The sequence below is a fragment of the Paraburkholderia antibiotica genome (genome assembly GCF_012927125.1).
GTDB lineage: Bacteria > Pseudomonadota > Gammaproteobacteria > Burkholderiales > Burkholderiaceae > Paraburkholderia > Paraburkholderia antibiotica.
The window spans coordinates 296,270-319,038 of sequence record NZ_JABBFZ010000004.1 but is presented as its reverse complement, the minus strand read 5'-3'; the positions used below and the strand labels follow the sequence as shown (position 1 = coordinate 319,038).

Sequence of the window (22,769 nt, the reverse complement as noted above, 5' to 3'; positions counted from 1 at the left end):
ATGACGTAGCACGTGCCGCGTGGTCCAGGCGCGCCGCTTGCTGCGCCGCGTGCGCAATCGCACCCGATCGGGCGATGCATCGCGCCGGCCGGCGCCTTTCGATGACCCAGCCGACGACCCAGCGGGCGCTTCCAGGCGTAAACACCCAACGTGAATCGAAGGCACGAACCGTTGAAGTGATCCACCGAAGCGAACTGCGGAAGCGAACCGTCCATGGTTTGACGCACGCCCGATCGCTCATGAAACTGGCGCGGTATCGGCAGGCGGGATCGTGATTGCGGGGCGGGGCGTTGCAGTGCGTCACGCGGTGTCGAGCGGCACGCAACGTCGTACCGCTCGCGAGCTGCGCGCAACACCCGACGCCCTCGATCCCCACCGCCCACGCGCCGCACGAACTACGGAGGACATCCAACATGGGCCGACTGATCGTCGTGTCGAATCGCGTCGCGACGCCAACGGAGACGAAGGGCTCGGCGGGCGGCCTCGCCGTCGGCGTATTCGGCGCGCTGAAGGACGCGGGCGGCGTCTGGTTCGGCTGGAGCGGCGACGTGGTCAGCGAGACCGTCGCCAACGCGGGACCAGCGCTCGAACAGGACGGCGCGGTGACGTTCGCGACCGTCGGACTGACCCGCAAGGATTACGACCAGTATTACCGCGGTTTCTCGAACGCGACGTTGTGGCCGGTGTTCCACTACCGCAACGATCTCGCCCGCTACGAGCGCGACGAATACGCGGGCTATCGCCGCGTCAACGCGTGGCTCGCGCACAAGCTGATCAAGCTGCTCGAACCCGACGACGTCATATGGATTCACGATTACCACCTGATTCCGTTCGCCGAGGCGCTGCGCAACGAGGGCGTGACGAACCGCATCGGTTTCTTCCTGCACATTCCGTTTCCCGCGCCGCAGATTCTGCTCAACATTCCACCGCACGAAGAACTCGTGAAGTCGCTGTCGTGCTACGACCTGCTCGGTTTCCAGACCGCCACCGACCAGCAGGCATTCCACGACTACGTGACGCGCCACGCGCGCGGCAGTGTGAGCGGCGGCAATAGCGTCGAAGCGTTTGGCCGCAAGCTGCGCACCGGCGTCTACCGGATCGGCGTATTCCCCGACGAAATCGCCGAGCAGGCGAAGCGCTACGAAAGCCGTCAGCACGTGCTCGACCTGAAGCAGAGTCTCGAAGGACGCAAGCTGATCATGAGCGTCGACCGGCTCGACTATTCGAAGGGGCTGGTCGAGCGGTTCCGTTCGTTCGAACTGCTGCTGGAGCGCTCGCCCGAATGGCGCGGCAACGTCACGCTCGTGCAGATCGCGCCGCCGACGCGCTCGGACGTCGCGACGTATCAGAAGATCCGTCAGGACCTCGAATACGAAGCAGGCCGAATCAATGGCCGCTACTCGGGGCTCGACTACACGCCGATCCGCTATCTGAACCAGCAGTACGACCGCTGGAAACTGATGTCGCTGTTTCGCGAATCGCAGATCGGCTTCGTCACGCCGCTGCACGACGGCATGAATCTGGTCGCGAAGGAATATGTCGCCGCGCAGAATCCCGACGATCCCGGCGTGCTGGTGCTGTCGATTTTCGCGGGCGCGGCCGCGGAATTGAGCGGCGCGCTGCTCGTCAATCCACACGACGCGATCGGCATGTGCGAAGCGCTGCAGCGCGCGTTGCAGATGCCGCTCGAGGCGCGCCAGCGGCGTCACGAGATCAATATGACGGCGTTGCGCGAGAACGATCTCGGCGTGTGGCGCGACACTTTCCTGAGCGATTTGCGCAGCATGCCGGTGCGCAAGCCGGGCGAGGGCGGCGGGCATAAGTGATGTGACTGCGGTGAGCGGACTGCGGCGACTGCGCGGCGCAAGCCACGCGGTATGCCGGCGGCGTACGCGGCGAGGGTGCTCGACAAGGAAGGACGTATGCAACGGGCCGGCGCGGAGGCAGGCGTACCAGGGCGACGGATGTAAGCCGCATGTAACAGCGCCGAGTAAATGCAAGTCCTGCGGTTTTTCGCCGGGAGCCAGGGAATAATGCACCGTAGCGACAATGCACGCGACGCTTATGCGCGGCGTGCATTGATCGGATGTAATGGCGCTGTCATACTCGGCGTCGCTGACGGGCACCGCGTGTCGCGCGCAAGCCGTCAGCTCATGGAGACACAACTATGAAGATTGCGCAGATCGCCCCGCTGACCGAATCCGTGCCGCCGCAATTGTATGGCGGCACCGAACGCGTCGTGTCGTACATCACCGAAGCGCTGGTCGAGCAGGGCCACGACGTGACGCTGTTCGCGAGCGGCGACTCCGTCACGAGCGCGAAGCTCGAAGCCGTATGGCCGCGCGCGCTGCGTCTGGACCCCGGCATTCGCGACCGCATCGCGCCACATATGCTGCTGATGGAACTGGTACGCCGTCAGGCCGAAGAGTTCGACGTGCTGCATTTTCACCTCGACTACTACTCGTTCTCGGTGTTCAAGCGCCAGGACACGCCGTTCGTCACGACGATGCACGGCCGTCTCGACCTGCCGGAGCAGCAGCCGGTGTTCGACACGTTCAATACCGCGCCGGTGATCTCGATTTCGAACGCGCAGCGCCATCCATTGCCGCAGGCGCGCTGGTTGACCACCGTCTATCACGGCCTGCCGGAGCAGCTCTATACGCCGCAGCCGGTCGAACAGAAGTACCTCGCGTTTCTCGGCCGGATTTCGCCGGAAAAACGCGTCGATACCGCGATTCGCATCGCCGGACGCTGTGGCATCCCGATCCGTATCGCCGCGAAGGTCGACTCGGCCGACCGCGAATACTTCGAACGCGATATCCGGCCGTTGCTCGATCTGCCGTACGTCGAGTACATCGGCGAGATCGCCGATCATCAGAAGGCCGAATTTTTGTCCGGCGCGCATGCGCTGCTGTTTCCGATCGACTGGCCGGAGCCGTTCGGTCTGGTGATGATCGAGGCGATGGCGTGCGGCACGCCGGTGATCGCGTTCAATCGCGGCTCGGTGCCCGAAGTGCTCGAAGACGGCGTGACGGGTTTTATCGTCGAGGACGAAATCGGCGCGGTGGCGGCGGTGAACCGGCTGCACAAGGTGTCGCGCGCGGGCGTGCGGCGCCGCTTCGAGGAACGCTTCACGTCGCACCGGATGGCGCGGCAGTACGTGGAGGCGTATCAGTCGGTGATTCGAGCGCAGAAGCGGTCGCGTTTCAAGGTAATCGATACGTCGTCGGGTAGCTGAAGCTGGCGATAGTCGATCGGCGGGAAAGAGCGGCGGTGCGCGATGTGCGCGTCGCCGTTTTTTATGTCCGCACGCGTATCGTGACGCGTGGCGCAATCAATAAAAGGCCTCAAATAAAAAAGCCGCGCGGAGGAGCCTATGTAGCCCTTCGCGCGGCCTGGGCCGCAATACGACTCCGCCAACACAAAGTTGGCGCGGGTTGGCGTGAGTCTCGGCCAGCGCCGCTCAGATGAGCGGCCGATGCAAGCGGCCTCGCGACACGTACCGGCACATACGGCCACATACCGGCATACGGCGTCGCGAGATCTGCCACCGCGCCAGGCGCACCGGAATGCGCCCGGCAGCGGGCTTAAATCTTCAGCCGCGAGACCTTCGTGCCTTGCAGCGACACGTCGCCCATCAGGCCGGCGTTGGTCATCACGAACACCTGCACCGGAGCGGTGGCCGTATTCGTGTCGATCGCGCCGTTCGCGCCGACCTTCACGAGCGCGACCGATGCATCGGCGCCAGCGGACCAGCCGTCCGTGTTGCGGAATTTGTCGAGCGAATCCTGCGTCATGAACAGGAAGATGATCGCCTTCGACTGCGCACCGGCCTGCAGGCCGAACGAGCCCGAAATGGTGCTGTAGTAGCCGACCGTCGAGCCGCCTACGCGCAATGCGCCTTCGCCGTACTGACCGCCGACGATGAAGCCTGCCTGCAGCACCGACGGGAATACGAGCACGCCACGCGCCTTCGATACCAGTTCGCGCGAGCCGGGCACGGTCGTAAAGAGTTTCGACAGCGTGCCGTCGACGCTGGCGTCGATCGATTGGCGTTTGGACGCGTTGGTGCTGGGCGTGTCATGACTGTCGGGCCCGGTTGTCGTGCAGCCGGCGAGTGCAAGGCTTCCGAAAGCAAGCGCAGCGGTCGTCTTCAACATGAAGTGTCGTCTTTGCATCGTTTTTCTCCACATGGATCCGAGGCGCAACCGTGGGTGGTTCCGCCTGGTTGCCATTGAGTTATAACACACGCCCGCACAAATGGCGTGTTGCTTGACTGCGCCACAAGCCTTACGGGGCGGGGCTTTGAGGCAAATTGTAAAGATCGGGTAAGTAACTTTGACCGGGCGCAAACGGTGCGTCTTCGTGCGGCGTGCGCGAATCCGAGACCCCTCCCGAACGCGGCGCGCCCCGCTGTGGCGATTTTGGGGACGCTTCAATGTGGGCACGCAACGCGCCCGTTTTTACCGATCATCGGGAAGCCGTCGCGATTTTGAAACAGAAATGAAAGTGTTGTTTCGGCGCAGCGATGAGCGCCTGTCGCCCGTTCAGGCACAGCCCGTTGCGCAAATCGTGGCGAACCGTGTCGTGCCACCCGTGGTGCGTGATGCCTGTCGTTCTCGTGCATGGAATGCGGCGTCATGCGCGACGTCGCTCAGCTATGGTTCACCGGACTCTTGACCGCGGGAGGGCGCCGCAACGCGCGCCGCACCATGCCGATGATCACGCCGATCAGGAACAGAATCGCCGCCGGCACGATCCAGTAACCGACGAACGCGTGCCAGAGATAACCCATCAGCGTCGAGCGCCGCACGTTGTATTCGTTGATCGCGTCCTGCTGACGCGGTCCATTGGCAGCCAGCACGTCGGCCGGGCAGCCGGCAGCTCGGGCTTCGTCGGGCTTGCCGTGGCAGTGCGCGGGCGCGCCGGCGGCGCGTTGTGCGTCGGTGAAATTCCAGCTGGTCAGCGCGCGATCGAGATCGACCGCGTTATAAGACATCTCTTCGCGGATCTCGTTGACCGCGACGATCGCCACGGGCACGGCCCAGAATACGATGACCAGCAGCCACCGCCTTAACCAGCGGTTTTTGTGCTTCGATACCATCCTTGCCTCCGATCGATGCTCAGCAGCACGAACGACAAGATGGCGGCCCGTCTGATCTTGATTCTGTATGTAGGGGGTGGGCCGTCTCCGCAGCCATCATAGAAGAAAACGGCGCGTTCGGGCGGGCGGACTGCGAAGCAGGGCGCGCGATAGCAGCGTGTGCCGTGCTACACGGCGCGATGGTGGCGAGGCAGATGGAATTGAGATGATCGATTACGCATCGATGGAGAGTCGATGCGCCGGCGCCGCGTTCGTGGCGTGGCGCCGGCCGAGGCGGACGATGTCCGCGCCCGCAGGTTGGTGCGTCAGTCCGCGCCTAGTTGGCCGGCGCCGACGACAGACAGGTCTTCATGAACGCCTTGCGGTCGTCGCCTTTCTTACCGGTGGCTTGGGTGTTGCAGGCCTTCATCTTTTCCTGCTGCGTCATCGGCGCGGCGGCAGCAGCCGGCTTTGCGGACAGGCAGGTCTTCATGAACGCCTTGCGGTCGTCGCCTTTCTTGTCGCCGGCCTGCTTGTTGCAGTCGGCCATCTTGCTCTGCTGGCTGTTCTCGGCGAACGCCGGCGCGACGAGTACCGCGCCCAGCACCAGCGCAGCGATAGCGGATTGAATTTTCATGGGACACTCCATCGGTGGTGAAAACGTTTTTGGTCGTTCATGCGCGCGGGCGTCGACGGCATCGTGTGGTCCCCCGGCGCATCCATTATGGCAAATGCCGTCTGCGAGAACGGATGGAAATGCGTTCCGGTTGACAGCGGGCCGCGCTCGTTTTCCCCTACGTGGCAGGCGATACGCGGATGTCACGTTTGAAACAGCTGAATGGGAAATGCCAGGAAATGATGTTATGCAATGCAGATTAATTACCCCAGTCAATTCAAAAAACTGCAATGAATTTGAATTGTCCGATATCTGGATCAATGTGTGAAAAATCCTGAATATCTTTTTCATTGCTGCGAATGCAACTGAATAGAAATTGGCATGAAATTCGGTAGCAGGAACTATAGGAAATATCGACCCGACGCGTTCCGGACGCCGGTCATTTCTTCATCCTTGCGAGGAGCCTTACCATGCATTACCTGTTGATGTACGAGCTGGTACCCGACTATCTGGAGCGCCGTGGCGAGTACCGCGACGCGCATCTGAAGCTCGCGTGGGCCGCCGCCGGGCGCGGCGAGTTGCTGCTCGCCGGCGCGCTGGCCGAGCCCACCGACGGTGCGATGCTGCTCTTTAACGGCACGTCGCCGGCGGTCGCGGAGGCCTTTGCCAAGGCCGATCCGTATGTTCTGTCCGGACTCGTCACGCGTTGGCGGGTGCGTGAATGGACCACCGTGGTCGGCGAACAGGCGTCGAAACCGGTGCGCCTGTAATCGCCAACAACAGGGTTCGCCCCGTTCTATAGTGCTTCGAAATTCGCGCATGCATCGCACGCGCACGCGCGTTTTTCGCGGTGACAAGCTCGCGTCGCCAGGACGCCGCAGCGCACCCGTCTTCAGCATCTCGCTCGATTTACGAACTCCCCGAACGTCCGGAAATGCGGAATGCTTCGACACTCCGCTTTCCAAATTCCATTCGCTTCGATCGTGTCGAATTGTGCTCTGCAATAGACCGATTTGATGCCGCATAAGATGGCACTTCTGTTACCGCAATGCGTGAAGCGACGCAGCGAAAAGGACAAGTTTGTTTCTATCCGTAACACTTGTCTCAACTATATTCATGCACAGGATGGGATGGTATGCTTCGTGCACAAATTCTCCCATGCACGAGTGAGACCGCGTTTTGTGCTTCGCAATAGGGACGAACCGCACCAACTCCGGGCGGTATCACCCATCCAGCCGAACGTACAAAACACATTTTGTGCAACTGGGGCCGCACACGGATCGCGAACGCAGAAATCCGTGGCAGGCCCAACGCCGCGGCCAGGCCAGGCCGCGTGGAGAACACCCAATGTTTTTCGATGAACTGAACAACGACGAATGGGCGCTGCTCGCGCCGCTCGTCTCCGACGAGCCGGCCATCCGTCTGAACCGGCGCGGCCGGCCGCGCGCCGAACCGCGTATCGTCACGAATGCCGTGCTGTGGATTCTGACCACGGGCGAGCCCTGGTCGAAACTGCCGGGCCGTTATCCGTCCGGTCCCACGTGCCGTCGCCGCTTCGAAGAGTGGCAACTGAACGGCACGCTTCTGGAGATGGTCCATCTGCTGTCGCAAAGCGGGCGTACCTTCGCGTACATTCCTCAACCGGCGCCGCCCGTTACGGCCAGGCCCGCGGCTCCGGTTGCGCAAACGCCGAGCCCGCGCGACGACGGTCCGCGGGGCGTGTCGTGGAAGAGTCCCGAGTCGTGGCAGGCGCCGAGCGTGTCGAGCGTGCTGAGCCAGTGGCGCTCGGCCGATCCGATCGCCGATATCACGCGGCAATTGTCCGGTCTCGCCGATGAAGCGACGGCCGGGCAAACGTACGCGGCAATGCCGGTCGAGCCGGCTGTCGAGCGAACAGAAACGGCGGACGTGATCGGCGCAATGGATGCGGTGCTGGCCACGGCCGATACCGCGAAACCCAGGGGAACGTCGGTGGTGGAGGGTGCGGCTTCGACCTCAGCCTCGGCCGCTCTTTCCTCGCACGCCGCGCCGCTGCCGGACGATCGACGCGCATCGCTCTCGATGTCGCTCGCGCTGCGCGGTGCGCAGCTCGCCGATCCGCGCGGCTATCTGATCTATGTGGTGGTCGAGCAGGTGCCCAATGCGATGTATCGTGCATGGGCGGAAATTACGCGGGACGGCCGGCGCGTCGAGCGTTCGGGTCTTGTCGGTCCACGTTTCGCGGTGGCGCAGGACGCGCAGCAGTTCGCGTTCGACTGGGCCCGTCAATGGATCGATCGCGATTGTGCGACCGACGCGGCCGCCGCGGCGCTTGCAGTTCAAGCCGCAGCCCAGGCCGTGACGACGACCGGCGAGGTAGCGGGGGAGTCGGCAGCGTGGCCGGATGCATCGTCAGGTCATATGCCGTCGCCGGTTACCCGTGCGCGTCCCGGCTTGCGTCAAGTGCCGGAGCCGATGCCGACGACCACAACCCCGGCAAATGGCGCGGCTGGTCACGGCCCGCTTCACACGCCGCTGACCGCATTTCGCGGCCCGCTGCGCCGCTATCCGGCCGATCCCGCTGCCGCGGGAAGTGTTGCAAACGGTGCAGGCGCCACGAACACGACTGCCGAGAGCGCCACTACCGAGCGTTTTTCATCGGCATACGCCGAGCTCATCTCGCACGTGGGATAAGTGGGAAGAGCCCGGCCGTCCCCTGCGGCCGCTCGATTGCCGCCGCAGGTTCCCGCCTCGCGTCACTGTCGCCCGTAGGTATCGTCGAAGCGCACGATATCGTCTTCGCTCAGGTACGAACCCGACTGCACCTCGATCATTTCGAGCGGCATCTTGCCCGGATTTTCGAGGCGATGCGTGACGCCGAGCGGAATATAGGCCGACTCGTTTTCGGACACGATAAAGCGCTCTTCGCCGCGCGTGACGAGCGCGGTGCCGCGCACGACGATCCAGTGCTCGGCGCGATGGTGGTGCATCTGTAGCGACAACCTCCCGCCCGGTTTCACGACGATACGCTTGACCTGGAAACGCTCACCGCTGTCGACCGAGTCGTAGTTGCCCCACGGCCGATGCACCTTGCGATGGCTGGCCGCTTCGGCGCCGCCATCCTTGCGAATCCGCGCGACGATCTTCTTGACGTCCTGCACGTGCGACTTGTCGGCGACCAGAATCGCATCCGCGGTTTCGACGACGACCAGATCCTGCGTGCCGACACAGGCAATCAGGCGTCCTTCGGAATGTGCGAAGGTCGTGCTCGCCCCTTCGAACATCACGCGGCCGCGGCTCACGTTCTGATCGGCGTCTTTCTCGGAGATGTCCCAGATCGCGTCCCACGAGCCGACATCGGACCAGCCGGCCTCCAGCGGCACCACGACACCGGTCGCGACACTGTGGTCGTTGCCGAGTTGTTCCATCACCGCGTAGTCGATCGAGTTCGACGGCGACCCGCCGAACGCATCGCGTTGCAGACGCAGGAAGTCGCCGTCTTCGGTGGCGGTGGTGAAGGCGATCGCGCACGCTTCGTAAATCGCTGGCTGGAAATGGTGGATCGCCTTCAGCCACGTCGACGCGCGCATGATGAAAATGCCGCTGTTCCACCAGTATTCGCGCGATTCGACGTAGCGCTGCGCGAGTTCCAGATGCGGCTTCTCGACGAAACGGTCGAGCCGACGCGCAACGATCTCCGCAGATGATTCGTTATCCGTAGTATTGAGCGCGTCAGCATGATCGTGCGCGGCCGAAGCGGACCCGAGCGCCGCGCCGACGCGGATATAGCCGTAGCCGGTTTCGGCACGCGTCGGCACGATGCCCATCGTGACGATATGACCCGCCACCGCATGCTGTACGGCGGCGACGACCGCCGCGTGAAAGCTCGCGTTGTCGCTGACCGCGTGATCGGCGGGCATCACGACCATGATGCCGTCTTCTTCCTGCGCGGCGATCGACAGCGCGGCGGCCGTCAATGCCGGTGCGGTGTCGCGAGCCACGGGTTCGAGAATCAGCCGCGCCCGCTTGCCGCAAATGCGCAACTGCTCGGCGGTCGTGAAGCGCTGCTCTTCGTTGGAGACGACCACCAACTGGCCGGCGAGCGGATAGCCGGCTTCGAGTCCGTCGAGACGACGGGTCGTCGATTGCAGCAGCGTCTCTTCGCCGAGCAGGCCGATCAACTGCTTGGGATGCTGCTCGCGCGACATCGGCCACAGCCGCGTGCCCGAGCCGCCCGCGAGAATCACGGGGTGGACCTTGAGCTTGACGCCGATGGAGGTGGAGGGCCGGGAAGACTGATTGGGGGTAGGCCGGGTGCCGGCAGGCGTGACCGGGGCCGGAGCTGTCATGATGAACTCCTCGAGACTGAATGAGTGCGAAGAGTGTGACACGAACCGACAAATCAATAAAAGCGTGTTAAATACGATTCCGATTAATTGTGCATAAAAATTTTTATCAAAAAATGGAAAAAATGCCCGACCGGTTTAATCAAAAATAAAAATTACCTGAAAAAATTGGCGGTGATTTTTTTACGCTTAATTCTGCGCAAGAATGACGATGCAGCGCGCGGGGCAACCCGGCAGAAGGCCGTGTGGCGGGGATGAAAGGCCCTGCAAATAGGGCTGGAAAGCGCGGCCCGGTTGACGGCTGGGCGCGCTTGTCAATCCTTTATGTGGCAACAATTACCGCATAAAAGTCGGAAAAAATACTGAAATTTTGACCGATACAATTTGAGATATTTTGCGGTCTTGCGGTGGGAATTTTAATGCCGCTTTATTGATGTCTGTACAAGGGTATTCACTCATTTCGATGAAGTTTTCGAGATTCGGCCAATCTGGAGTCTGCGTCGTCGGCCCGTGGTCCGGAATAAAAAGCGGGCGGTCGCGGAAAGAGAAGCGATATTGCCCGGGCGATAACAACGGCAACGCGAGCAGGGCAATGCGAACACGAATTTCAACCAACCGGCGGATGACACTTGACTGACGAACTGAGGGGCCGCGCATGCTGAGCGTTCTATCGAGAATCATCGACATCGCCATGGTCGCGCTCGGCGCTGTGCTGGCGGCGGCCGTGCATAGCGGGAAAGTGGCGTGGCTCGACGATATGCAAAGCGTATCGCTCGCGTTCGGCTGCCTGCTCGTCGTGGTGTTCTTCCCCGCGCTCGGCATCTATCAGTCGTGGCGCGGCAAGCCGCTCTACGACCTGCTGTCGCGCGTCGCGGGCGGCTGGCTGCTGGTCGAAGTGGCCGGCGTGCTGATCAGCTTCAGCGTGCACCGCTCGGACAGCCTGTCGCGACTGTGGCTCGTGTATTGGGCCGTCGCAACGATCGTGCTGCTGGTCGTCACGAAGGCGATCGTCTATTCGATCCTGCGCGGACTGCGCCGCGAAGGCTTCAACCAGCGCGCGGTCGCGATCGTCGGCAGCGCGCCGTATGGGCGCTTCCTGATCGAGCAGATGCGCGGCCGCCCGGAGGCGGGCTTCACGCCGGTCGTCGTGTTCGACGAGAACGGCACGATCAATCACTACGAAGACCCCGATGCGGCCGCCGCGATCGACGGCGTGCCGGTCGAGCGCGACTATCAGCGCCTGATTCAACTCGTGCGTCAGCGCGCGATTCGCGAACTGTGGCTCGCGCTGCCGATCTCGAAGGAAAAGTCGATCCATCGCTTCGTGATGGATCTGCGCAACGACTTCGTGAATATCCGCTTCATTCCGGACGTCGGTAGCCTGACGCTGTTCAATCAGCCGATGGTCGAGTTGCTCGGCGTGCCCGCCATCAACCTCGCTGCGTCGCCGATCACCGATCTGCGCGTGTTGCCCAAGCGCATCTTCGACAGCGTGTTCGCACTCGCCGCATTGACCGCGCTCGCGCCGCTGATGCTCGCGATTGCGGTGCTGGTCAAGCTGAGCTCGCCGGGGCCGGTGTTTTTCCGCCAGAAGCGCAAGGGCATCGATGGTCGCGAGTTCGAGATCTACAAGTTCCGCTCGATGAAGCTGCACAAGGAAGCGGCCGGCAAGATCACTCAGGCGACGCGGCGCGACCCGCGCATCACTGCGGTCGGCGCGTTCCTGCGCCGCACCAGCCTCGATGAGCTGCCGCAGTTCATCAACGTGCTGCGCGGCGAGATGTCGGTGGTGGGTCCCCGTCCGCATGCGCTCGAACACGACGACATCTACAAGGATCTGGTGAAGGGCTACATGCACCGCTACCGGATCAAGCCGGGCATCACCGGCTGGGCGCAGATCAACGGCTATCGCGGCGAAACCGACCGCATCGAAAAGATGATGGGGCGCGTGAAGCTCGATCTGTACTACATGCAGCACTGGACCTTCTGGCTCGACATCAAGATCGTCGTGCTGACGCTGTGGAAGGGCTTCGCGGGCAGCAACGCCTATTGACTCCAGCCTGTCGCGATGCCGGCTCGCGCGACGCCACGCGCGGCAGCATCGATCGACATGGATCGGTATCAAGCGACATCGACCGGCGCCCCGCGCGCTCGTGAATCAACTCCTTTTTCGAGGTGTAATAGATGAACCTGACGATTATCGGTAGCGGCTACGTAGGCCTTGTAACGGGCGCATGTCTGGCCGACATCGGCCACGACGTGTTCTGTCTCGACGTCGATCAGCGCAAGATCGACGTGCTCAACAGCGGCGGCGTGCCGATCCACGAGCCGGGTCTGCAGGAGATCATCGCGCGCAATCGCCGCGCGAAACGGCTGACGTTTTCCACCGACGTCGACGCCGCGGTCGCGCACGGCGACATCCAGTTCATCGCAGTCGGCACGCCGGCCGACGAGGACGGCTCCGCCGATCTGCAATACGTGCTCGCGGCCGCGCGCAACATCGGTCGCCGGATGAACGGCTTCAAGGTGATCGTCGACAAATCGACGGTGCCGGTCGGTACCGCGTCACGTGTGCGCGAAGTGGTCGCCGCTGAGCTGGCCGCGCGCGGCGTCGAACACATGTTCTCGGTCGTCTCTAACCCGGAATTCCTGAAAGAGGGCGCGGCGGTCGAGGATTTCACGCGGCCCGATCGCATCGTGCTCGGCTGCGACGAGGACGTGCCCGGCGAAAAGGCGCGCGAACTGATGAAGCGCCTCTACGCGCCGTTCAACCGTAATCGCGAGCGCACGCTGTACATGGACGTGCGTTCGGCCGAATTCACCAAGTACGCGGCCAACGCGATGCTGGCCACGCGCATCTCCTACATGAACGAACTCGCGAATCTGGCCGATCGCGTCGGTGCCGATATCGAGGCGGTGCGCCGCGGCATCGGCTCCGATCCGCGCATCGGCTACGACTTCCTGTACGCGGGCTGCGGCTATGGCGGCTCGTGCTTCCCGAAGGACGTGCAGGCACTGATCCGCACCGCCGCCGATCACCATGCGAACCTGCGTATTCTCGAAGCAGTGGAAGCGGTCAACGACGTGCAGAAACAGGTCCTCGCGCAAAAGATCGTCGCGCGTCTCGGCGAGGATCTCTCGGACCGCACGTTCGGCGTGTGGGGCCTCGCATTCAAGCCGAACACCGACGACATGCGTGCGGCACCGAGCCGCGAGCTGATCGCCGAGCTGCTGCGCCGCGGCGCACGCGTGAAGGCCTACGACCCGGTCTCGATCAACGAAGCGAAGCGCGTGTTCGCACTCGATCTGCAGGACGTGCCGCAACAGCATGCCCGGCTCGAATTCGTCGGCGACGAGATGGAGGCCGCAGGCGGCGTCGACGCACTGGTGATCCTGACCGAATGGAAGGTCTTCAAGAGTCCTGACTTCGACGCGCTGAAGGGAATGCTGAAGACGCCGCTGATTTTCGACGGCCGCAACCTGTACGAACCGGATGCGCTGCTCGAACTCGGCATCGAGTATCACGCGATCGGCCGGCGCCACGCGCTGCGCAATGCGCCGGCGCGTGTCGGCGCGAACGGTGTGCCGCCGGTGGACCTGCAGACGCTGGCGACCGAGTCCGCCGCGACGCCGGGCCGCTAACCGGCATCGCTGCGCCGACCGCCACGACACCACAACGACGACTACAACAACGATGCAAACCGACCGCCGCGCTTCGAAGGAGCCCGCCATGTTCGACAACGTTCTGATCGTCTGCCACGCCAACGTGTGCCGCTCGCCTGCCGCCGAGATGCTGTTCAAGGCCCGGCAGACGCGCGCGTCGCACCATCGCGCGGCACCGATCGCGTTTCATTCGGCGGGCCTGCGCGCGGTCAACGGTCACGCGATGGACCCGGTGATGCGGCGCCTGCTCGAAGAGCGCGGCGTCACCGCCGGCAGCCATCACGCGCGGCGCCTCGACCGCTCGCTGGTGCGCGCGGCCGATCTGGTGCTGGTGACCGAGCGCGCGCAGGTGAGCGACGTCGAAGCGCTCGATCCGGCCGCGCGCGGCAAGGTCTATCCGCTCGGCAAGTGGGAAGCCGATTCGGACGTCGCCGATCCGCACGGCGGGCCGGAAGACGACTACCGGGAGAGTCTCGTGCTCATCGAACATCTGGTCATGGGATGGCTAAAGAAAATATGCTGAAGAAAACCCTCGCTGCAAACTCATTCACGGGCTTCCGTGTGAAGCTCTCCGCCGCGCTGGTGCTGACGTCCTTTCTGTCGGCCTGCGCGACCGCTCCAGGCAACTACCTCGATACCTCGCGCCTGAAAGACAACGATCCGGCGCCGACCGAAACCTATCCGGTCCATCTGATCACCGCGAATCTTATCGTCACGCAGGCGCAGGACGCCGCCGGCAAGGTCCAGCCGTTGCCACCGGCGACGCTGTCCGACCCGTCGCAGTATGTGTACCGGCTCGCGCCGCAGGACATTCTCGGCATCACCGTGTGGGATCACCCGGAACTGACCACGCCGCAGGGCAGCACGCTGTCCTCCGGCGGCAACACTACGCAGACCGTCGCGGGCGCGCTGCAGCAGCCGTATACGGCCGCGCTGCCGGGCCAGGCCGATCCGTACGGCCAGACCATCGCGCACGACGGCACGATCTTTTTCCCGTTCGTCGGCCGTATTCAGGCCGCCGGCAAGACCACCGGCGAGCTGCGCGAGCAGTTGACGCGCGGTCTGGTGCGCTACATCCGCAATCCGCAGGTCGACGTGCGCGTGCTGTCGTATCGCGGCCAGAAGGTTCAGGTGACCGGCGACGTCAAGCAGCCGGGCCCGCTCGCGGTCAGCGACGTGCCGCTCACGCTGGTCGACGCGCTCACGCGCTCGGGCGGCACGACGGATAGCGCCGACATCCAGCGCGTGCGCCTCACGCGCAACAAGCAGCTGTATGTGCTCGACGCGAACCGCATGCTCGATCGCGGCGACACCTCGCAGGACGTGATGCTGCAAAACGGCGACGTGATCAACGTGCCGGACCGCAGCGACAGCCGCGTGTTCGTGATGGGCGAAGTGAAGACGCCGCTGCAGATGCCGATGATCAAGGGCGAACTGACGATCGCCGATGCGCTCACGCAGGCGGGCGGCATCCTCAATACCGACGCCAATCCGCGTCAGATCTTCGTGATGCGCGGCATGCACGAGCATCCGACCGCGCCCGAGGTATTCCGCCTCGACATGACGCAGCCGGACTCGATCATGCTGTCCTCGCAGTTCCAGTTGCAGCCGATGGACGTCGTGTATATCGGCACCGCGGCATCGACCACCTTCAACCGCGTGCTGCAGCAGGTGTTGCCGAGCGTGCAGACGCTGTTCTACCTGAAGCAGCTGACGCGCTGAAAATTCCGCGCGCCCGCGTTCATGTCGCCGCCATCGCCGCGGCATGAACGCGCAACGAGCGTGCAACGAACGCCGAAGTACCCGCCGACGCGAGAAGCCGAAGCAAACGACACGGGAAGCGAATTGTGAGCAATCAAATCTCTCCACACATGGCTGGTCCGATCAAGACCGAAGAAGAAGACATCGTCCTCGGACAACTGCTGCAGGTGATCCTCGACGACATCTGGTGGCTGCTCGCGATCACCGGGATCATCGTCTCGATGGCGATCGCGTACTGCTACCTCGCGAAGCCGATCTATTCGGCCGACGCGCACGTGCGCGTCGAGCAGTCCGACAACACCTCGCAGGCGCTCACGCAGACACAGACCGGCGCCGCGATCACGAGCGGCTCGACCTCGCTGCCGACCGACGCGGAGATCGAAATCATCAAGAGCCGCGGCGTGGTCGGCCCGGTCGTGCAGCAACTGAAGCTCAATTTCAGCGTCACGCCGAAGACCGTGCCGCTGCTTGGCAGCATCGCCGCGCACCTCGCGACGCCCGGTGAGCCGGCACGCGCGTGGCTCGGACTCACGTCGTACGCGTGGGGCGGTGAAAACGTCGACCTCGATTCGATCGACGTGATCCCCGCGCTCGAAGGCGAGAAGCTCACGCTGCGCGTGCTCGACGAGCAGCATTACGAACTGCTCGCGCCGAACGGCTCGCTGCTGTTGCGCGGCGAAGTCGGTCAGCAGGCACAGGGCGGTGGCGTGACGATGCTGGTCAACGCGCTGGTCGCGCGCCCGGGCCAGGAGTTCGTCGTCGTGCGCGCGAACGATCTCGACGCGATTACCGCGTTCCAGTCGGCGATCTCGGTGCAGGAGCAGGGCAAGCAGACCGGCGTGATCCAGATCTCGCTCGAGGACAAGAACCCCGAACACGCGGCGCTCGTCGCCAACGCGCTCGCGCAGTCGTATCTGCGCCAGCACGTATCGAGCAAGCAGGCCGACGCGAGCAAGATGCTCGACTTCCTGAAGAGTGAAGAGCCGCGTCTGAAGTCCGATCTCGAACGCGCCGAAGCCGCGTTGACCGCGTATCAGCGGCAGTCCGGCTCGATCAACGCGAGCGACGAAGCGAAGGTCTACCTCGAAGGCAGCGTGCAGTACGAGCAGCAGATCGCCGCGCTGCGTCTGCAGATGACGCAGCTCGCCGAGCGTTACGGCGACGATCACCCGACGCTCGTCGCCGCGCGTCAGCAGATGGCCGAGCTGCAGGCGCAACGCACCAAATACGCGGACCGTTTCCGCGATCTGCCCGCCACCGAAGTCAAGGCCGTGCAGTTGCAACGCGACGCGAAGGTCGCTGAAGACATCTACGTGCTGCTGCTGAACCGCGTGCAGGAACTGTCGGTGCAGAAGGCCGGCACGGGCGGCAACGTGCATATCGTCGATGCCGCGCTGCGCCCCGGCGTGCCGGTCAAGCCGAAGAAGATGCTGATTCTGTCGGCGGCGGTGATTCTCGGCCTGATCGCGGGCACCGGTTTCGTGTTCCTGCGCCGCAATCTGTTCAAGGGTATCGACGATCCGGATCACGTCGAGCGCGCGTTCCATCTGCCGGTGTTCGGCATCGTGCCGCAAAGCGCCGAGCAGACCCAGCTCGAACACAGCTTCACGCGCGGCGGCGAGCGGCTGCGCCCGGTGCTCGCGAACGCGCGGCCGAAGGACGTGACGATCGAAAGTCTGCGCAGCCTGCGCACCGCGATGCAGTTCACGCTGATGGATGCGCGCAACCGCATCGTGATGCTGACGGGGCCGATGGCCGGCGTCGGCAAGAGCTTTCTCAGCGTGAACCTCGCGATGCTGCTCGCGCATTCGGGCAAGCGCGTGCTGCTGATCGACGGCGACATGCGGCGCGGCGCGCTCGAACGTTACATCGGCGGAGCGCAGGACAACGGTCTGTCCGAACTGCTGAGCGGCCAGATCTCGCTGGAGGACGCGATTCGTCCGGCGGAGGTCGAGAACCTCAGCTTCATCTCGTGCGGCAGCCGTCCGCCCAATCCGTCCGAACTGCTGATGTCGCCGCGTCTGCCGCAGTACCTCGAAGGGCTCGCGAAGCGCTACGACGTGATTCTGATCGACACCCCGCCGGTGCTCGCGGTGACCGACGCGTCGATCATCGGCGCGTATGCGGGCTCGACGTTCTTCGTGATGCGCTCGGGCATGCACAGCGAGGTCGAGATCGCCGATGCGCTCAAGCGTCTGCGCGCGGCCGGCGTGCACGTGCAGGGCGGCATCTTCAACGGCATGCCGGCGCGCTCGCGGGTCGGCTACGACCGCGGCTACGCGGCGGTGCAGGAATACCTGAGCACCTGATGCGCGCACTTGATTCGAGCATCGCAGAACAGGAGGACATCACGATGAAAGTGACGGTACTGGTTCCGACTTATCGCCGCCCGGCCGATCTCGCGCGCTGCCTCGCGGCGCTCGCGCGGCAGTCGCGCGCGCCCGACGAAGTGGTGGTGGTCGCGCGTGTCGACGACGCCGACACGCAGGCGTGCCTGCGCGATCCGGCCACGCGCGGCGGTTTGCCGCTCGTGATCGCGCCGGTCGACGTGCCCGGCCAGGTGGCGGCGCTGAACCGCGGGCTCGATGCGGCGAGCGGCGACGTCATCGCGATCACCGACGACGACGCCGCGCCGCGCTCCGACTGGGTCGCGCGCATCGCCGCCGCGTTCGAGGCCGACGCGCGGCTCGGCGCGCTCGGCGGGCGCGACTGGGTGCACGAAAAAGGCCGCGTACTCGACGGCGCACGGCCGCTCGTCGGCAAGGTGACCGCGCGCGGCAAGATCATCGGCAATCATCATCTCGGCGTCGGCGCCGCGCGCGAGGTCGACATCCTGAAGGGCGCGAACATGAGCTATCGCGCCGACGCGGTGCGCACGATCCGCTTCGACGCGCGGCTGCGCGGCGCGGGCGCGCAGGTTCACAACGACATGGCGTTCAGCCTCGCGGTGAAAAACGCCGGCTGGAAGCTCGTCTACGACCCGCAGGTCGCGGTCGATCACTTCCCGGCCGAACGTTTCGACGACGACCGCCGCGACGCACAGACCATGACCGCGTTGCGCAACGCCGCGTACAACTTCCACCTGATCCTGCGCGACCAGTTGCCGCCGCTGCGCCGCGAAACCGCGTGGTGGTGGTGGACGCTGGTCGGCACGCGGGTCTATCCGGGGCTTATTCATGCGGCGCTCGCGCTGCTGTCGAAACAGGCGTCGCTGAAGCTGCTGCGCTGGCGTGCGGTGCGCGACGGCGCGCACGAAGCGCGTCGCGCGTTGTCGTGACGAAACGGAGGGACGGCATGCGTACCAGGGTTCACGTTCATCTGTTTTATGGCGCCGATCCGCGCTTCTATCGCCAGGGCGACGGGATCGGCTGTCTGTATGGCTATCACCATGCGGAGTCCGAAGCGTTCGCGCTCAGCTATTCGCAGGATGCGCGCGAAAGCCGGCCGGCGCGGCTCGTGCGCCGCGCGTTGAAGGCGGTGCTCGGCTTCGATTTCATTCACACGTGGCGCAATCGCGCGGAGATGCTGCGCTCGGACGTGATCTGGACGCATACCGAGCAGGAGTGGCTGTCCGCCGCGCTGATGCTGCTGCTGTGCGGCCGCAAGGCCGGTCCCGACGCGTCGCCGCTGCTGCTCGCGCAAAGCGTGTGGCTGCTCGACAAGTGGCCGTCGTACGGGATCTGGCGCAGCTGGCTGTATCGCAAGCTGATGACGCGCGCGGACCGGCTGACCACGCTCGCGAGCGACAACGCCGAACTGTGCCGACGCTATTTCGATCGCGACGCGACGCCGCTGCTGTACGGCCTGAACACGCGCGACTTCCCGGTCGACGCGCCCACGCAATGGACGCCGCACACGCCGCTGCGCATCGCGGCGATCGGCAACGACCGCGACCGCGACTGGGACACGCTGATCAAGGCGTTCGGCCACGATCCGCGCTACACGGTGAAGCTCGCCACGCGGCGACGCATTCCGGCCGAGCTGCGCGCGCCGAACGTCGAGATCGCGCTTTTTTCCGGCATCAAAAAGCAGCATGAGCTGTACGACTGGGCCGACGTGATCGTCGTGCCGTTGCGGCCGAACTCGCACGCGTCGGGCATCACCGTGATGCTCGAAGCGGCGGCGGTCGGCAAGCCGATGATCGCGACCGACGTCGGCGCGTTGCGCGACTATTTCCCCGCCGACGAAGCCGCCTACGTGCCGCCGTTCGATCCGCAGGCGCTGCGCGACGCGGTCGACCGGCTCGCCGCCGCGCCGCACGAAGCGCTGCGCCAGGCGCAGGCGGCCGCGGCCGGTCTGCTCGCGCGCGATCTGACCACGCAGAACTACGCGCGGCAGCACGTGCGGATCACGCGAGAGATGCTGCGCGCGCATGGACGGCAGATGCCGTCTCACGCGGAAAGCCATGCGCGACCGGCTGCGGCTACGGCTGCCGCAGCGGGGTCGTCGGCACGCGCGTCGCAGGCGTCGGGCCAGCCCGTATCGGCGCACGAATCGCGCGGGGGGCGGTAAGCGATGTCGACGATTCCGCGCGCGAGCCCGCTGCCGCCGCAAGGCGAGCCCAACAACACGCCCGAACGTACGCAGACTGCTGGCCGGCTGCTGTCCGGCAGCCCGCAGGAATGGCTGCCGCCGCTGCTGCTGTGGTTGATCACCGCGGTGCTGATCGTCGCGCATCAGGGCACGGTGCTGACGCTCGCGTTTCCGGTGCTGGCGATCCTGACCGGCCTGTGGCTCTACTTCAAGAGCCCGGCGCGCTATATCGGCTTCATGTGGTGGCTGTGGTTCCTGAGCCCGGAGGTGCGGCGTCTCGCGGACTGGTCGAAGGGCGCATTCACGCCGACCAGCCTGATCCAGGTCGCGCCGCTCGCGGTCACGATGATCAGCGGTCTGTCGTTGCTGCGCTATTACCGGCTGCTCGGGCAGCGGCGCGGTCTGCCGGTGCTGCTGATCCTGCTCGGTCTCGTGTACGCGTTCCTGATCGGCGTGATGTCGAGCGGGCCGCTCGCGGCCACCTACGACCTCGCGAACTGGCTCTATCCGATCCTGATCGGCTTTCACATCATGGCGCACACGCGTCAGTATCCGCAGTATCGCGACACGATCGTCAACACCTTCATCTGGGGGATGCTGGTGATGGGCGGCTACGGGCTGATCCAGTTTTTCATCATGCCGCCGTGGGACGCGCTGTGGATGCTCGGCTCGCAGATGAACTCGCAGGGCGACCCCGTACCGATGGGCGTGCGCGTATTCAGCACGATGAATTCGTCGGGCCCGTTCGCGTTCGCGATGATGGGCGCGATGGTGTTCGTGATGGCCGCGCAGCACCGCGTGCGCTGGATCGCCGCCGCGCTCGGCTTCTTCTCGTTCGCGCTGAGCCTCGTGCGCTCGACGTGGGGCGGCTGGGTCATCGCGCTGCTGATTCAACTGGTGAAGTCGAACAACAAGGTGCGCGTTAGGATCGTCGGCAGCGCGGTGCTGCTCGCGGGGCTGTGCGTGCCGCTGCTCGCGGTGGGGCCGGTGGCCGAGCGGATGCAGGCGCGTCTGGAGACGATCGTCAATCTGCACGACGACCAGAGCTACGCGGCGCGCAACGAGTTCTACGCGACCTTCGCGAAGACCGCGTTTACCGACGTCGCCGGCGAGGGCATGGGCGCGACCGGCACCTCGACCAAACTCTCCAACGACGGCGGCCAGCTCGGCCAGTACGGAAATTTCGACAGCGGCGTGATGAACATCCCGTTCGTGCTCGGCTGGCCCGGCACGCTGCTTTACATGTCCGGCATCGTGTGGCTCCTCACGCGCGCGGCGCTCGCGTCGTTCCGGATGCGCGACGACAAGTTCGTGTCCGCGTGCCTGAGCCTGTGCCTCGCGACCTTCGCGATGCTGGTGTTCACGAACTCGCTGGTCGGCACCGGCGGCCTGCTGCTGTTCATGAGCGCTTTTTCGATTCTTTCCGCGGTCCACTACGAAAAAATGAACCGCCGACGCACGCTATTTCTCCACGGAGGCACGGATTGAAAGTTGCCATTGTCACGCACGTAGTGCGCCATAACGACGGCCAGGGGCGCGTCAATCACGAGATCGCACGCGCGGCGCTCGACGAGAACATCGGCGTGACGCTGGTGGCGTCGCATGTCGCGCCCGAGCTGCTCGCGCATCCGAACGTGCGCTGGGCGCCGGTCAAAATCGGCCGCTGGTGGCCGACCAATCTGCTGCGCCAGCAGGTGTTCGCACTCAAGAGCGCGCTGTGGCTGCGCGCGCATCGGCGCGAATACGACGTGCTGCACGTGAACGGCTTCATCACGTGGATGCCCGCCGACGTCAACACCTCGCATTTCGTGCACAGCGGCTGGTTCGCGAGCAAGTACTATCCGTTTGGTCTCACGAAGGGCATCTGGTCCGCGTATCAGTCGGTGTACACGCGCTGCAATGCGTTGCTCGAACGTTGGGCATACCGGCGCTCGAAGGTGATTACCGCGGTATCGCAGAAGGTCGCCGACGAAATCCGCGCGATCGGCCTCACGCCGAACAATCGCGTGGACGTGATCTACAACGGCGTCGACACGCGCGGCTTCGCGGCCGCGAGCGGCGATCGTGCGCGCTTCGGCTTGCCGGCCGATGCGTTCCTGCTGCTGTTCGTCGGCGATCTGCGCACGCCGCGCAAGAATCTCGGCACCGTGCTCGCCGCGTTGAAGCATCTGCCCGAGCACGTGCTGATCGCGGTGGCCGGCTTTATCCCGGGCAGTCCGTATCCGGACGAGGCGAAGGCACTCGGCATCGCGCATCGCGTGCATTTTCTCGGGCTCGTGAAGGAGATGCCGGTGCTGATGCATTCGGTCGACGCCTTCGTGTTTCCTTCGCGCTACGAAGCGATGAGCCTGTCGCTGCTCGAAGCGATGGCGGCGGGGCTGCCGGTCGTGACCGCGCGCACGGCCGGCGGCGCCGAAATCATCACGCCCGAATGCGGCATCGTGCTCGACGATCCGGACGATCCCCAGGCGCTCGCCGCCGCCGTCGCGCGACTCGCGAACGACGACAGCGCGCGCCGCGCGATGGGCGAAGCCGCGAGTCAACTCGCGACCGGCTTCGGCTGGGCGCGGATGGCCGCGCAATACATCGCGCTGTACCGGCAACTGGCCGGTCAGCAGGAGAACCGCCGACGCAGCCAGGCGGAAGCGTCGGTGGTTGCGCAGAACGATGCGCTGACGCTGAACCAGCTCGCCGGACAGAAGAGCGTGGAGTGAGCGCCGCGCGCCTGATCCATGGCCAACTCATTGCTCAACATCGATATCGCAATTCACCGCAGGCAACGCACAGG

At 64.5% G+C, this 22,769-nt stretch carries 18 protein-coding genes; 13 read left to right on the top strand and 5 right to left on the bottom strand.

Features of this window, described 5'->3' with window-relative positions; translation table 11 throughout:
* Nucleotides 1–413 precede the first annotated feature (413 nt).
* Entirely contained in the window at nt 414–1,826 is a 1,413-nt protein-coding gene (gene otsA, locus HHL14_RS10470) for an alpha,alpha-trehalose-phosphate synthase (UDP-forming) (RefSeq protein WP_169497526.1), read from the top strand.
* 341 nt (nt 1,827–2,167) lie between these two features.
* Nucleotides 2,168–3,238 (top strand): glycosyltransferase family 4 protein, encoded by a 1,071-nt coding sequence (locus tag HHL14_RS10465; RefSeq protein WP_169497525.1) that lies wholly within the window; start codon nt 2,168–2,170, stop codon nt 3,236–3,238.
* Nucleotides 3,239–3,587: 349 nt separating this feature from the next.
* Here the strand turns inward: HHL14_RS10465 and HHL14_RS10460 are convergent, their stop codons facing one another.
* The 3 genes from HHL14_RS10460 to HHL14_RS10450 all read right to left on the bottom strand — a co-directional run bounded on the left by HHL14_RS10460 (nt 3,588) and on the right by HHL14_RS10450 (nt 5,720).
* Complete coding sequence (locus tag HHL14_RS10460) at nt 3,588–4,178, bottom strand: BPSL1445 family SYLF domain-containing lipoprotein (RefSeq protein WP_169497524.1); 591 nt, start codon at nt 4,176–4,178, stop codon at nt 3,588–3,590.
* A 476-nt stretch (nt 4,179–4,654) separates the two neighbouring features.
* Complete coding sequence (locus HHL14_RS10455; protein WP_169497523.1) at nt 4,655–5,104, bottom strand: hypothetical protein; 450 nt, start codon at nt 5,102–5,104, stop codon at nt 4,655–4,657.
* A 316-nt stretch (nt 5,105–5,420) separates the two neighbouring features.
* Complete coding sequence (locus HHL14_RS10450) at nt 5,421–5,720, bottom strand: PsiF family protein (RefSeq protein WP_169497522.1); 300 nt, start codon at nt 5,718–5,720, stop codon at nt 5,421–5,423.
* 449 nt (nt 5,721–6,169) lie between these two features.
* On the opposite strand from HHL14_RS10450, the gene HHL14_RS10445 reads away from it, so the two are divergent.
* Together HHL14_RS10445 and HHL14_RS10440 are read left to right on the top strand one after the other, a co-directional pair.
* Nucleotides 6,170–6,469 carry a YciI-like protein gene (locus HHL14_RS10445; RefSeq protein ID WP_169497521.1) on the top strand — a complete coding sequence of 100 codons (300 nt, stop codon included), beginning with the start codon at nt 6,170–6,172 and terminating at the stop codon, nt 6,467–6,469.
* Between the two features lie 577 nt (nt 6,470–7,046).
* Complete coding sequence (locus HHL14_RS10440; RefSeq protein WP_169497520.1) at nt 7,047–8,372, top strand: transposase; 1,326 nt, start codon at nt 7,047–7,049, stop codon at nt 8,370–8,372.
* Nucleotides 8,373–8,434: 62 nt separating this feature from the next.
* Here HHL14_RS10440 and HHL14_RS10435 read toward each other — a convergent pair whose 3' ends face one another.
* Nucleotides 8,435–10,027, bottom strand: a complete 1,593-nt coding sequence (locus HHL14_RS10435) for a mannose-1-phosphate guanylyltransferase/mannose-6-phosphate isomerase (RefSeq protein ID WP_169497519.1) — start codon at nt 10,025–10,027, stop codon at nt 8,435–8,437.
* Nucleotides 10,028–10,360: 333 nt separating this feature from the next.
* The gene (locus HHL14_RS10430; protein ID WP_169497278.1) at nt 10,361–10,717 is read right to left on the bottom strand and encodes a hypothetical protein; all 357 of its coding nucleotides are present in this window, start codon (nt 10,715–10,717) and stop codon (nt 10,361–10,363) included.
* Between HHL14_RS10430 and HHL14_RS10425 the strand changes: the two genes are divergently transcribed.
* The 9 genes from HHL14_RS10425 to HHL14_RS10385 all read left to right on the top strand — a co-directional run bounded on the left by HHL14_RS10425 (nt 10,680) and on the right by HHL14_RS10385 (nt 22,695).
* Nucleotides 10,680–12,077 (top strand): undecaprenyl-phosphate glucose phosphotransferase, encoded by a 1,398-nt coding sequence (locus HHL14_RS10425; RefSeq protein WP_169497518.1) that lies wholly within the window; start codon nt 10,680–10,682, stop codon nt 12,075–12,077. The two genes, HHL14_RS10430 and HHL14_RS10425, sit on opposite strands and share 38 nt — an antisense overlap.
* A 131-nt stretch (nt 12,078–12,208) precedes the next feature.
* Nucleotides 12,209–13,666, top strand: a complete 1,458-nt coding sequence (locus HHL14_RS10420; protein WP_169497517.1) for a UDP-glucose dehydrogenase family protein — start codon at nt 12,209–12,211, stop codon at nt 13,664–13,666.
* A gap of 88 nt (nt 13,667–13,754) precedes the next feature.
* A complete protein-coding gene (locus HHL14_RS10415; protein ID WP_169497516.1) occupies nt 13,755–14,210 on the top strand; it encodes an arsenate reductase/protein-tyrosine-phosphatase family protein in 456 nt (151 codons plus the stop codon).
* Complete coding sequence (locus tag HHL14_RS10410; RefSeq protein ID WP_169497515.1) at nt 14,204–15,409, top strand: polysaccharide biosynthesis/export family protein; 1,206 nt, start codon at nt 14,204–14,206, stop codon at nt 15,407–15,409. The genes HHL14_RS10415 and HHL14_RS10410 overlap by 7 nt, the downstream gene beginning before the upstream one ends.
* A gap of 149 nt (nt 15,410–15,558) precedes the next feature.
* Nucleotides 15,559–17,757 carry a polysaccharide biosynthesis tyrosine autokinase gene (locus tag HHL14_RS10405; protein WP_169497514.1) on the top strand — a complete coding sequence of 733 codons (2,199 nt, stop codon included), beginning with the start codon at nt 15,559–15,561 and terminating at the stop codon, nt 17,755–17,757.
* Nucleotides 17,758–17,801: 44 nt separating this feature from the next.
* Complete coding sequence (locus HHL14_RS10400) at nt 17,802–18,725, top strand: glycosyltransferase family 2 protein (protein WP_169497617.1); 924 nt, start codon at nt 17,802–17,804, stop codon at nt 18,723–18,725.
* A gap of 17 nt (nt 18,726–18,742) precedes the next feature.
* Nucleotides 18,743–19,960 carry a glycosyltransferase family 4 protein gene (locus HHL14_RS10395; protein ID WP_169497513.1) on the top strand — a complete coding sequence of 406 codons (1,218 nt, stop codon included), beginning with the start codon at nt 18,743–18,745 and terminating at the stop codon, nt 19,958–19,960.
* Between the two features lie 3 nt (nt 19,961–19,963).
* On the top strand, nt 19,964–21,469 hold the full coding sequence (locus tag HHL14_RS10390; RefSeq protein ID WP_169497512.1) for a glucose-6-phosphate isomerase: 1,506 nt from the start codon (nt 19,964–19,966) through the stop codon (nt 21,467–21,469).
* The gene (locus tag HHL14_RS10385) at nt 21,466–22,695 is read left to right on the top strand and encodes a glycosyltransferase family 4 protein (protein ID WP_169497511.1); all 1,230 of its coding nucleotides are present in this window, start codon (nt 21,466–21,468) and stop codon (nt 22,693–22,695) included. The genes HHL14_RS10390 and HHL14_RS10385 overlap by 4 nt, the downstream gene beginning before the upstream one ends.
* Nucleotides 22,696–22,769 lie beyond the last annotated feature (74 nt).